We start from the raw sequence: 13,359 nt of genomic DNA, 5'->3' as shown, positions 1-13,359 counted from the left end.
CACAGCTCGACCAGGGGTCCTACGCATGCCACGTCTTCGCCACCTTGCAGCGGCCGTCACCACGGCGCTGGTGTTTTCCGCTGCGGCCCAGGCCACCGACTTCACCAAGGTGGTCGCATTTGGCGACAGCCTGAGCGATGCCGGCAACATCTCGGCCGAGCTCGGCATTCCGCCGACCTCGCCGCAGCGCTTCACCACCAACCCCAGCACCACGGCGATCGAGAACATCGCCAACGCCTACGGCTATAACCTCACCGCCTCACTGAGCGGCGGCACGGACTACGCCTATGGCGGTGCCATGGTGGCCACCGATGTTGCCCTGCCGCCGGCGCCCTCCGTACTGAACCAGGTGGGTGGTTACCTCGCCGCCAACGGCGGCCATGCCGACCCGCACGCTCTGTACAGCGTCTGGATCGGCGCCAACGATCTGCTCGGTGCCGCGGCCGCCCCCTCACAGGCCGCCGCGCTTCAGACCGCCGCCGTGGCCGCTACGCAGGAAGTAGGCGCGATCAAGGCGCTGCAGGCCGCCGGCGCCAAGACCATCGTCGTTTTCAATATTCCTGACATCGGCAAAACACCGGCCGCCATGTCGCAGGGCGCAGAAGCTGCCTCCGGCGCCAGCACCCTGGCCCTGGCCTATAACGGCGTGCTCAACGGCGGCATCGCCCAGCTGGGCAAGGGCATCGTGCCGATCAACACCTATTCCCTATTGAACGAAATCATTGCCGAGCCCGGCAAGTATGGCTTCACCAACGTCACCACCCCGGCCTGCACCACGCCCAGTTCCATCCAGTGCTCTCCCGCCACCCTGGTGGCGCCCGATGCCGGTTCGAACTACCTGTTCGCCGATGGCATCCACCCGACCGGCGCCGCCCATGCCCTGCTGGGCCAGTACGCGGTGTCGATCCTGAGCGCACCGGAGAAGATCTCCCTGCTGGGCGAGGCCCCGATGGCCACGCATGCAGCGCACGTACACGCGCTGACCAACCAGATGCTGGCCGACAACTTCGGCAGCGACAGCCGCCTGTTCGCCGTGGTCGACTACGGCAAGCAGAAGTACGAAGGCAACGGCAACTCGGTGAAGACCGACGCGGACAACGTGAACCTTACCGTGGGCGCCGACGCCAAGCTTGCCGAGCACTGGTCCGCGGGCGTCGCCCTGGGCCTGGGCCAGACCGATGCGGATTTCCGCGGCGGCCAGGGCGGTTACAAGATGCAGGATCTGGCAGGCTCCCTGTACGCCTTCTACCACCAGGGTGGCGGTTACTTCGGCGCCATCGGCAGCTTCGGCCAGCTCAGCTACAACGACATCGACCGAAAGTTCGCCCTTGGCACCGCTACCCGTACCGAGGAAGGCGACACCAGTGGCTCGCACCTGGATGCCGCGCTGACCGGCGGCTGGTGGTTCGGCTCGGAGTCGATCAAGACCGGCCCGTTCGTGAACTTCGAATGGCAGAACAACAAGGTCGACCCGTACAACGAAGACGGCAACGACTCTTCAGCGATGACATTCGGCCGCCAGGAGCGCAAGGCACTGATCTCCACCGTGGGTTGGCGCCTGCAGGGCAACTGGACGGCGCACGAACTGGCGCTGCACCCCTACGCCGAAGTGTCCTTCAACCGCGACAGCAAGGCCGACCCCCGCGACATCGAAGCAGGCCTGGTATCGATGAACGGTACCTTCGTGCTGCAGGGCTTCAGCCCCGACAAGACCTGGGGCACGGCCGACCTCGGCCTGATGGCCCAGCTCTCCGACAGCGTGGTCAGCTGGATCGGTTACAGCGGCCGCTTCAGCGACGACTCGCAGAAGTACAGCAGCGTGAACCTGGGGATGAAGATCGGGTTCTGATCTCTTTCCAACAGGCAAAGAAAAACGCCGGCTTCCGCCGGCGTTTTTTTGTCCAGAACAAAACGAGGCTTACTTGCCGCCCTTGCCCTTGGCAAGGATCGACTCACCCTGCTTCTTGAGGTTGGCCGCTTCATCGTCGCCGAGGGGAGAAGTTTTGCCACCCGCATCGTTGGTCTTGAACACCAGCTCTCCAGCGTCGTTCCAAGCGGCACGCTCGGTGGAGGTGGCCTTGCCGTCCTTGCTGGGCTTCTTCTGCTGCTCGGCCACCCAAACCTTACCGTTCTTGTAGGCGTAATCGGTGCTGGTGAAGCCCTTGTCGCCGTAGTCGACGAGCTCACGGATGAAGACGACGTCCGTGCCGCTGCGGAACACCTGCCAGCCGCGCGATACGCCTTCCTGCAACTGCGTGCCGTTGGTGACCTTCAGGCCGCCGATGCGCTTTTGCAGATCCTTGAAGCCAGCCATTTCCTTCTCGCCCGGCGTGGCTTTGGCCTGCAGCGCGATGTCGGCGGTGGCGGGCTTGCCCTTGGTCAGCACGGGCGCCTGCAGCGGCATGTCGAAGGTGCGGTCGCCGTCGACCATGGAGGCCTGCACCACGTAGATGTCGTTCGCGTTGACTGCAGCAGCATCGAAGTCGAGCTTGTACTGCTGCGGCAGGGTCACCGGCTGGAAGCTCTTGGTGGCGACCGGCGAGGAACCCTGGCGGGAAACGTCGACGAGCTTCACGTCGAGCTTGGCGTTTGGCGACACCTGGATCGACGGATCACGCAGGCTCACCGTCCCGGAAACCGAAGTCGGTGCCGGTGGAGCGGCGTTCTGCTGGGCATTGTCGGAAGAAGAATTACAACCGGCCAGTGCCAGCGAAGCCGCCGAAAGCAACGGCAGAATGATCCTGCGCATGGAAATACCTCATTGGAAAACGACAAAAGAGCGCGATGGGCATACAGGGCGCGTGAACGTCCGTGAATGCTTACCGGGGGAAGATCCAAATATAAACGGGAAACGCCACGTTCGCAAAGTCAAGGACATGCGTCCCGAGAAGTGTCAACCGACCGTCTTGCGAGATTACCTTGGCAGGCGACAATTATTACATATATACAATGGCTTATATCGTATTTTCATTAGGAGGCGTTCTCGGACCAGCCTCCAAAAAAAACGCCGGGCGCGAGGCCCGGCGTCTTCCGTTTTTTCCGACTCGATGGATCAGAAGTCGTAGGTGATACCGAACTGGACGTAACGCGGGGTTTCGAAGTCCGGCGTGCCGGTGCCGCCGGGCAGGTTGTAAGTCGGCTCTGGCTCGGCAATCGTACCGAATGCCGGATCGTAGTAGTTCGGCTTACGCTCGTTGAGCAGGTTGTAAACCAGCACGTTGAAAGCAAGCTTCTTGTCCGCGAAGTCCGGGCGATACTCAGCGTTCAGCGAGAAGATATGCTGCCAAGGCGTACGGCCTGCACTACCGGCCGGCGACGGCACGCCGCCGCAGAAGTGGTAGTAGTTGCCGGGGTACGCGGGAGACGACTCAAGCGGACCGTAGAAGCCCTGACAGCTCTTCGGCGCACCCGAACTCAGGCTCACGTTTGCCGACACAAGAATTTCCGGAGTTACCTGGTAGCCGCCATAGATCTTGAACACATGCTTGCGGTCGTTCGGCAACAAACCGTTGGAGTAATCCATCAGTTCAGGATAATCCCAGTCCTGTGTCGCGGCGATATCAGCCTGGCCGATATCCGACTTCACCTGGCCTTCCGTGTTGCCATAGCTCTTCGAATAGGTGTAGTCGATACGACCGAACCACGTGCCATCGAACGGATGCTCGAGGTACATGTTCAAGCCGTAATAGTTGCGCTTGACGTGGGGGAACCCGAGGTCGTGGTTATTGATGTGCAGGTCCTGGAATCCGCCGTTGCCGTCGGCCACGGTGAAGTCGACCGCGCGACCTGGATTGAAGAAGTAACAGCCACGGAGGTTGTCCGTCGGCAGCCCCTGCTCCTCGGCACGCTCCTCGAACAGCTGGATATTGCAGGTGTCATCGATCGCATTCTTCAGCGAGCGATAGGTAGCCTTGGCACCATAATTCCACTGGTCGTTAAGGGCCTTGTCGAAGCCAAGGATGTATTCATCCTGATACTGGGCCTTGAGTGACTTGGAAGTCACGGTCTTCGGATCTGGCGCCTGGCCGTACTCATTGTTCGCCGAAATCGGCGCGCCAGGACCCTTCTCTGTCTGGATTGGAGTCAGGCCGGTCGGATAACCGTTGGTCGGGTCGATGCCGGTATAGGTGTAGTACTGCTCCGTGTACGTCGAGCCCGAAGCGCCGCGCAGCGCCACCGAGGTCGGCAGGGCAAGATAGTAGCGCCCCGCATTGGCGTACACCTTGAAGGTGGAGTCGCCATTGACGTCCCAGCTAGCGCCGAGGCGCGGGGCCCACTGGCGGTTGTGCTGGCGGATGTACGGCTGGTTGTCGCTGTTGTAGTTGGTGAACTGGTCGTTGCGAATGCCCAGTTTCAGCAACCAGCGGTCACTGACCTGCCAGGTGTCTTCCAGATACTGCGCGCGCTGGTCAACGCGGACGCTAGCGGCCGACTCCTGGATGTACTTGGTAACGTAGTAACCATTGCCACCCGGGGGACCTACGCGACCAGCGAGAATGTCCGTATCGGGCGCATGCGTGTAGTAGCGATACATGAAGCCGGCGTTACCAGCCATGGTGGCGCCGTCATCCAGATCCTGCGTACGCTGGTTATCGATACCGGCAGCAATGCTGTGATCACCAAGCTTGTACGTCAAGTCGATGCGATAGTTGGCGCCGCGAGTCTGGTGCTTGGGATCGTTGGCCTGGATTACCGTCTGCGCATTGCGAATGCCGCCTGGACGACCGCCATTGAGGGCCGGGTCCTGGTTGACAGGAGACGAGATGTAGATCAGGTCAGGGTTATAGCTGTCGCCCAGCTGCTCGTAGTAGTCCGTCACCTGCTTGCCGAACTGCGCGGTCAGCGTCAGATCGTCGGTCAGGTAGCCGGTGTACTTGGCGATCCACATGTTGGCGGCATTCTTGAAATGCGTCGCCTGGTTGGTGAAGTCACCCTTCGAGAGCGTGTCGTAATCGTAAACGTAGGTATTGCCGTTGAACTCTTCCTTGGTACCGGCGCCGGTCAATTCCAGGATATTGCTGTCGTTGATATTCCAGTCAAGCTTGGCGTAGTACTTCGGATCGGAGTAACGACGCTCCGTCACGCTGGAAGGCGAACTGTTGACGGCAACGTTCTGGTCGTGCGTACGCTCAGCTTCCACGGAACCGAAGAAGAACAGCTTATCCTTGATAAGCGGGCCGCCGGCATAGGCGCTCTCGACCGCGGTCCAACCCTTGTTGTCCTCGCGGTACTGATAAAGGCTGCCATCGGACGGCTGGTACACATTCTTCGGATCACCGCGCAGCGACTTGGGCGTGTAGAGCAACTGGCCGCCGAAGTGCCATTCGTTTGTGCCGCGCTTACCCACCTGGCTGATCACGCCACCGTCCGAACGGCCGTAGGCAGCGCTGTAACCACCGGTAAGGATTTCCTGCTGGTCGATCGAGCCGTACGGGAGCGTGATGCCGCCCATGCCGTTGAGCGGGTCGGTTACGTTCATACCATTGATGTAGTACGCGTTCTCGACGACGGACGAGCCGGCGAACGAAACCAGTCGGCCGCCAGTCGGGCTGGCGAAGTTACCGCCACCATTACTGCCGGAGACCACACCAGGCGCCAGAAGGGCAATCGCCTCGGCGGAGCGACCCAAGGGAAGCTGCTGCAGCTGCTTGGAAGTGATCACCGTGCGCGAATCCACTGCGCTGACGTCGATTGCCGGAAGCGAAGCGGCGGAAACCGTCACGCCCTCGAGGGTCTGCGCACCCGACGGCGAGTTACCCGCGGCAAAGGAAACTTCGGTACCGGCACCGATGCGGATGGCGACATCCTTGCGGCTGTCGACCACCGCACCGTCGCGCACCAGGTTCACGGTGTACGTGCCGGTGGGCAGCGTGCCGAAGGTGTAGCGGCCGGACGCGTCGACTGTCGTCTGGCGGTTGATGCCGTTGCCACTGATGGTGACGGTCTCACCCGTAGCTGCCGGCGCCTGGCCGAAGATGCTACCGGTGGTGGACTGCGCGAACGCTACGCCGCCGGCGAGCGTGGAGCTCAGGGCGACGGCAAGCACCGTGCGCTTGAACGCACGGCTGCGGAACATTGAATTAGAACGCATGGAAAAGCACTCCCCAGACCAAGAATAAAAGACCCTGCTGCGCACAGGTCGAAATCACAGCGTACGGGCCGGCGCAGCCGGCCTTGGAGCTGGGTCTGGTGTGGTCCGGGACGAGTGATTGGCTAACGGGTTCCCGCCCGTTTGCCACTTGGGGTATCGACTATCGCAGGTGTTCCCGCACCCACGGATCGTTTTCCCCTGTCCCGGGCCGCCTTGGCCCCGAAACTCCCTTTTTCTCCTGCATCGGACCGGCGCAAAGCGCCGCATGAAATTCCGATTGACAGGAAACCGAAAGGAATCCTCCGCGACGGAAACTAAGCCAATAAATACGCGAAGTCAACGTTTTCTTAGCAAACCGTGGAGGCGTACTGGTCGTCAAGTGCCATCGCAAGCTCTTGATCTGGATAAATAATATTTTAAGAAGGGGTACTTCGCCCCGTCTTGGGCAAAAAAAGGCCGCCGGTGGGATACCGGCGGCCAAGTCTAGGGAGTTAACGACAGGCTTTTGGCCCGGCTGGATCTTATTGTTGTGGTGCCTTACAGCGAGAAGTCGTACTGCGCGGAGATGCGGAACGTGCGCGGATCGGAGAACGAGATCGTGCGGCCATAGGCTGGCGAGATGCCCGGCGTGGTCTGCTCGACCGTATTGCCACCGTGGTATTGCACCACCTGGTTCTGCACGACCTGCTTGTTGAGCACATTGAACACGTCCAGGCGGAAGCGCAGACCGGTGACCCAGCGCGGCGAGTAGGCCGCGGTCAGGTCAAGCTTGTATTCCCATGGCAGGCTGCCGAACGTGCCGCGCGGGTGCACCTTCGTGCTATCCACACAGAAGAAATAGCTGTCCAAGTAGCTCACCGGATCCGCTTGATCAGGACCGATATAGCTCAGGCACTGTTTGGGACGACCCGAACGGACCAGCACGTTGGCACCGAACATCCATTCATCCGAGGCCTGCCAATAGCCGAAGGCCTTGAACTGGTGCTTGCGGTTGTTGGGCAGAAGGCCGTTGGAGCCGACCATCAGTGATACGTCATCCCAGGCCTGGCTTTGCGATACGTCGGCCTGGCCAAGGTCCGAAAGCAGCTGGCCTTCGGTGTTGCCGTAGTTCTTCGAGAAGGTGTAGTCCAGGCGGTAGAAGAACTTGCCGTCGAATTGATGCTCAAGCCACAGGTCCAGCGCGGCGTATTTACGCTTGAGCGGGAAGTGCGTCAGGTCTTCGCTGCTGAAGTGTTCGGTGGTGTAGGTACCGTCACCGTTGTCGACCAGGAAGTCATTGGCCCGGCCCGGGTTGAACAGATAGCACGAGCCACCCAGGACGGCAGCGCAGGTGTCGTCCACGGCGCTACGCAGCTTGCGGTAGGTACCGCGCGCACCGAACACGAGGTGGTCGTTGAGGGCCTTCTCCATGCCCAGCACATATTCATCCTGGAAGTGTGCCTTGATGCCCTTGGCAGCAACCGTCTTCGGGTCCGGGGCATCGCCGTATTCGCAGTTGGCCGAGAGATACGGGTAATGATCGACGCCCTTGCACACCTGGTGGTTGCCCGGATTGGCAAGTGACACCAGGTTCTGCGGCACGCCATTGGCATCGATGCCGCTGAAACTGTAGTACGTGGAGTAGATCGACGATCCCGCGGCGCCACGCAAAGCCACGTTGTTGGGCATGGCCAGGTGGTAGCGACCGGCGTTGGCGAACACCTTGAAGGTGGAATCGCCAAACACGTCCCAGGTGGCGCCCAGGCGTGGGGCCAGCTGATGGCGCTGCTTCACATACACGTCGCCGTCAGCATTGAAGTTCTTGAACTGCTCATTACGCAGGCCGAGAGACAACAGCCACTGGTCGGTCACCTGCCAGCGATCTTCCAGGTACACCGCTTCCTGATCCACGCGGAACGAACCGCCCGTGGTGTTGAATACCTGCTGCACGTATTCGTTGCTGCCTATGGGCAGGAAGAACGGGCTGTTGGCAGGACGTGAGGCCGGATCGGACGTTTCCGCGTAAGCCCAGCGATAGCCCACGCCACCGACCTGGGTACCGTTCTGGGCTTCCAGCGTCTGCTGGTCGTAGCCCAGGCGCAGATCGTGGCCTCCGATGCGGTACTCAAAGTCGACGCGGTAACCATGGGACTTGTTTATCGCACCCGGATCCTGGATAGACGACTGCAGGTTGTTGAAGTCGGACACCTTGCACGGTGCTGGCTGGCCGGGGAGGCAAGTCATCGCATAGGGCCCACTCGCCGTCGTGCCTGTGCGGCCGTCACTTACAAATGGATACGCCGTGCTGTAGCCGAGCGTCGGCACCAGGTAGTTCACACTGTCCTGCTTGCCGTACAGCGCGGTGACGGTAAAGTCGTCGGTGACATAGCCGGTATACTTGCCGATGTAAGTCTCGCCACCGATCTTCTGATACGTGCCGCTCTTGGCCACATCACCCTGCTGAAGGGTGTCGTAGTCGAACGGATAGTTGGTGAATTCCCGCGTTTCCTTGTCGCCGATGCCGGTCAGTTCAACGATGTTGTTGTCGTTGATGTTCCAGTCGATCTTGCCCAACCAGCGTGGGTCCTTGATCACCTGTTGCTGGTAGCGCGTGTTCGGACCGACCAGCACGCTGCCGTTGTTCACGCCTTCCTGGCGGGTGGTTTCCACGTTGCCGTAGAAGAACAGACGATCCTTGATCAGCGGACCACCGATGGCGATCATCTCTGAACCGATGTAGCGCTTGTTTACATTGCGGTCGGTGAACAGAACGCCGCCCTGGGCACTGCCATTGTTCGGGTAGTAGATGTTCTTCGGGTTCGCCTGCAGCGACTTCGGGTCCCAATAGGCGGCGATGCTGCCCTTCCACTCGTTGGTGCCGCGTTTGGTGATGATATTGATCACGCCACCGGTAGAACGGCCGAACTCAGCGCCGTAGCCGCCAGTCAGTACCTGCTCCTGGTCGATCGCGTCGAACGGCAGCGAGGTTGAACCGATGTTGTTCAGCGTGTTCGTTACGGCGTAACCGTTGATGAAGGTCGCGTTCTCGGAAGCTGCCGAACCACCGATGCTCAGTGCCTGTGGGCCATAGCGCGAGTCGCCGGCGACGACACCCGGCGCCAGCAGGGCGGCGGCGGTGATGTTGCGGGCCACGGGCACGCGGGCCAACTGGGTGGCAGTCAGCACGGTGCGCGCATCGGCCACCGATACGTCGATGGTCGGAAGCGCGGAAGCGACCACGGACACGCCTTCCAGGGTCTGTGCCTTGGTGGCGGTACCTTCTCCGGTAAAGGAGACTTCCGAGCCGCCGCCGACGTTAATAGCCACGTTGTCACGCGTGGATACCGTCTTGCCAGCGCTCTTCAGGCTGACCCGGTAGGTGCCCACGGGCAGCGATGAAATACGGTAGCGGCCGCTCGAATCAACGGCAACCTCACGCGAAAAGCCGGTATCGGTGTTCTCGATCAGGATGGTGCTGCTGGAATCGGCCGGCGCGTTGCCGAACATGGCGCCGGAAGCATTGGACTGCGCCAGGACCGCGCTGGTGCCGGCAAGGCCGGAAACCAGGGCGACAGCCAGCACCGTACGGCGCAGGCAAAGCCTGCGCTGCGAATTAGCATTCATTGAGTATTTCTCCCCAAGACCCAGAAGACTGGGCAAGCAAATCAGATTGTTGCGTCGACCAATGGAGCCGGCGCATCCCCGTTTACCAATTAATGACCAACAAGCAAGGCAACCGCTCCCCGGCTACCCGCCCCCTTACTTGCGAAAAATTTGCGAACCGATAGATGTCGCGTTAGCAAATAATTGCGGCGTATCTATAGCCCATTCATTAAGCCGTCTCAACGAGATTTATGAGGTTTCCCTAGGAATAATTCCTAGGAAAGCCAATTCAGGCAGCCAATACGGCAGGAAACAGCTTGTTTCTTAACGTAAATTAATGCGCATGAAATCGCATGAAACTTTTCTTAAGTAGGGCCTGTCGCAGAATCTTTCGGCAAATCGGCGATAAAAAAAAGCCGCCGGTGGGAAGCCGGCGGCCAGGTCTGGGGAGTCACGGGCCCTTGGACCCGACTGCATCTTTTTTTTGTGGGTTACAGCGAGAAGTCGTACTTCACGGCGAAACGGAAGTAACGCGGATCGCTATAGGAGAGCGCTCGACCGTAGGTGTTGAGGGGGCTGCCAGCGGCCGTCGTGGACGTCTCCACACGGTTCTGCATGCGCTGCTGGTTGAACACATTGATCACATCCGCCGAGAACGCCAGCTGGTGGTTGGCGAACGCCGGACGGTACTCGGTCGACAGGCCCAGGTTGTACGTCCAGGGCAGGCGGCCAGCGGTACCGCGCGGCACGAACTGGCCATTGCAGTAGAAGAACGCCGCACCATAGCCATACGGATCTTCCGGGTATTGGCCAAGGCAGTTCTTCGGACGGCCGGACGCCGCGACGAAGGTCGCACCGAACAGCCATTCCGGAGTGAGCTGGTAGTAGCCGTACGCTTTAAGCGTGTGGCGACGGTCGTTGGGCAGGTAGCCGCTGGCCGCGTTCATCAGTTCCGGGAAGTCCCAGGCCTGCGTAACCGATGGATCCTGCTGGCCGATGTCCGAAAGCAGCAGGCCTTCGGAGTTGCCGTAGCTCTTTGACCATACGTACTCGACCTTGCCATAGAGCTTGTCGGCGAACTGGTGTTCGGCGTAGAGGCTCACTGCCAGGTACTTGCGCTTGAGGTGCGGAAAGCCGAGATCCGCGCCGCTGAGCTTCCACTGCTGGATGTCGCCATTGCCCGTGGTATCGACATTGAACGTACCGCCAGAACCTGGATTGAACAACAGGCAGGGCGAACCGTTGGACAGGTAATCGGTAAACGCCGGGTTGGTGAACTCGATGTTGTTGGCGGCGGCGTAGTTCAGGAACGGACGGGCATCGCAGAAGTCGTCGATGATGCTCTTGAGCTTTCGGTAGGTGGCCTTGGCGCCCACGGTCCACTCGGTGCCCAGCTGCCTGTCGAAGCCGACGATGAACTCATCCTGGTAGTAAGCCGACAGACCCTTCTTCGACAGTGTCACCGGGTTCGGTGAGGAACCATTGGCACCGTTTGCGAAGGATACGCCGCTGATGGCCGTCGGGTTGGCCGGCGCACCCGTGGTGGGATCGACCGACGTGTAGTAGAACCACTGGCGCTCGAAGCGGCTGGGACCGGCGCCTCGGATGGCCACGTTGGACGGCACGGCCAGGTGATAACGGCCGGCGTTGGCATAGATCTTCAGCGTGGAGTCGCCGTAGACATCCCAGGTGACACCCAGGCGAGGCGCCAGCTGGTGGCGCTGCTTCACATAGACGTCGCCATCGGTGTTGAAGTTCTTGAACTGCTCGTTTCGCAGGCCGATGTACGCCAGCCAGCGGTCGGTCACCTGCCAATGGTCTTCGATGAACTGTGCTTCCTGCTCCACCTTGGTGTTGCCCGAAGCGCTGAAGATCACGCGCTGGGCGATTTCAGTAGCACCGGGCGGTACGACCAGGTCCGGATAGCCTTCGATGATGCCGTCGTCGGGAGCGTCGGTATACACCCAGGTAGCGCCACCCTGGCTGGCAAGACCGGCGAACGATTCCAGTGTCTGGTTATCGATACCTGCGCGCAGGTCATGGGAGCCAAGGCGGTATTCGACATCGAAGCGCAGCGCCTTGGTCTTGTCATTGGCACCGGGCACGATCAGGTTGCCCTGCACGGGAGCACAGCTGACACGCGGCGAGCCGAAGGTACGGTTGTCGGTAATGTTCGGGCAAATACCGCCGCTCAGTCCCAGCGGGACGTCAAGATGTGGTGCCTTGCTCTTGCCGTACAGCGCACTGACGGTGAGATCATCAGTCACGTAGCCGGTGTACTTGCCCACCCACATGGTGCCGCCCGGAGAGGAATTGGCGGTACCGGTGTTCTTGCGGTGCTCCGAGCCGATGTAGCGGCCCCTGGATCCGTCGGCGTAGCTATAACCGTATATCTGGCTGTCGATGATGTTGTCATCGCCGGCGCCGGTCAGCTCAAGGATGTTGCTATCGGTGATGTTCCAGTCGATCTTGCCCAACCAGCGCGTGACCTTGGTGGTGTCGTTGCTCTGCGTGCGCGCCAGCACGCTATTGACGCCCTTCTGTCCTTCGTCGCGCGTGTATTCACCGGCCGCGTAAATGAACAGCTTGTCCTTGATCAGCGGGCCGCCGATGGATGCGTTGTACAGCACCTGCGAGGTCCTGTTCTCGTTGCGGTACTGGTAGATGGTGCCGTCCGTATTGGGGAAATTACCCGTCTTGGGGTAATAGATCGACCGCGGGGAAGCCTTGAGCTTGCGCGGCACCACTTGCGCCTCGACCGAGCCCTTCCAGGTATTGCTGCCGCGCTTGGTGATGATGTTGACCACGCCGCCGGTGGAGCGGCCGTACTCGGCGCCATAGCCGCCGGTGAACACCTGCTCCTGGTCGATCGAGTCGAACGGCAGGCTGGAGAAGCCCAGGCCGGTCAACGGATTGGTGACCGGGAAACCGTTGACGTAGTACTGATTCTCGGCCGCGGAGGCGCCGCCGAGCGAGATGGCGTTGCCGTAGCGGCTATCGGCGCTGACCGAACCCGGCGCCAGCAGGGCTGCCGCGTTGACGTTCTGGCCGATGGGCAGCTTCTGCAGTTGCTGGGAGGTAAGCACCGTGCGGGAATCGACGTTCGAGACGTCGATCGAGGGCAGCGCCGTGCCGATCACCTGCACGCCTTCCAGGTTCTGTGCGTTGGCGGCGCTGGAACCGCCGGCGAACGAGACGTCAGTACCCTGGCCGACTGTCACCTGCACGCTGCTGCGGCTATCGACGGTGGCGCCATTGCGTACCAGGCTTACCTTGTAAACGCCAATGGGCAGTGACGAGGCGCGGTAACGGCCGTCGGCGCCCACTTCGATGTCACGGGTAAGGCCCGTGTCGGTGTTTTCCAGATGGATCGTGCCGCCCTCGGCACGACCGAAGATCACGCCCGAGGCATTGGACTGCGCGTAAATGTCGGCCGAGCCGGCAAAACCGGCGACAAGACCGAGAGCTAGCGCGGTACGCCTAAGGGCGGTACCGCGTCGCTTGAGAACGAGATTCATGGTTGTCTCCCCAAAATTCCGGCGCGGCGGCCGGCAAGTACGTCAAGGTGTGGTCGCGTGACCAAGGGCTCCGTGGATTTCGACGTCCCGACCCCGTCGCTCCCCGGCGAGGTCTCGCAAGCCCCGCCAGCGCAGGAACTTACGATTCCCATATAGCCCAGAAGTAAC

General features: G+C 60.9%; 5 protein-coding genes. 1 reads left to right on the top strand and 4 read right to left on the bottom strand.

Features of this window, described 5'->3' with window-relative positions; translation table 11 throughout:
- The first annotated feature begins 25 nt into the window (after positions 1–25).
- Positions 26–1,849 (top strand): autotransporter outer membrane beta-barrel domain-containing protein, encoded by a 1,824-nt coding sequence (locus VGM61_RS07920; RefSeq protein WP_331522219.1) that lies wholly within the window; start codon positions 26–28, stop codon positions 1,847–1,849.
- A 69-nt stretch (positions 1,850–1,918) separates the two neighbouring features.
- Here VGM61_RS07920 and VGM61_RS07915 read toward each other — a convergent pair whose 3' ends face one another.
- The 4 genes from VGM61_RS07915 to VGM61_RS07900 all read right to left on the bottom strand — a co-directional run bounded on the left by VGM61_RS07915 (position 1,919) and on the right by VGM61_RS07900 (position 13,191).
- On the bottom strand, positions 1,919–2,749 hold the full coding sequence (locus tag VGM61_RS07915) for a DUF1481 domain-containing protein (protein WP_331522218.1): 831 nt from the start codon (positions 2,747–2,749) through the stop codon (positions 1,919–1,921).
- Positions 2,750–3,052: 303 nt separating this feature from the next.
- Positions 3,053–6,091, bottom strand: coding sequence for a TonB-dependent receptor (locus VGM61_RS07910; protein ID WP_331522216.1), 3,039 nt, complete (start codon positions 6,089–6,091; stop codon positions 3,053–3,055).
- Between the two features lie 537 nt (positions 6,092–6,628).
- Positions 6,629–9,694, bottom strand: coding sequence for a TonB-dependent receptor (locus tag VGM61_RS07905; protein ID WP_331522215.1), 3,066 nt, complete (start codon positions 9,692–9,694; stop codon positions 6,629–6,631).
- A 470-nt stretch (positions 9,695–10,164) separates the two neighbouring features.
- Positions 10,165–13,191: a TonB-dependent receptor gene (locus VGM61_RS07900; RefSeq protein ID WP_331522214.1), complete on the bottom strand. Its 3,027-nt coding sequence runs from the start codon at positions 13,189–13,191 to the stop codon at positions 10,165–10,167.
- Positions 13,192–13,359 lie beyond the last annotated feature (168 nt).

The sequence above is a fragment of the Pinirhizobacter sp. genome, assembly GCF_036499745.1.
In the GTDB taxonomy this organism is placed as follows: Bacteria; Pseudomonadota; Gammaproteobacteria; order Xanthomonadales; family Rhodanobacteraceae; genus Pinirhizobacter.
The sequence above is the reverse complement of the archived record's forward strand: the minus strand, read 5'-3'. Positions and strand labels throughout refer to the sequence as shown.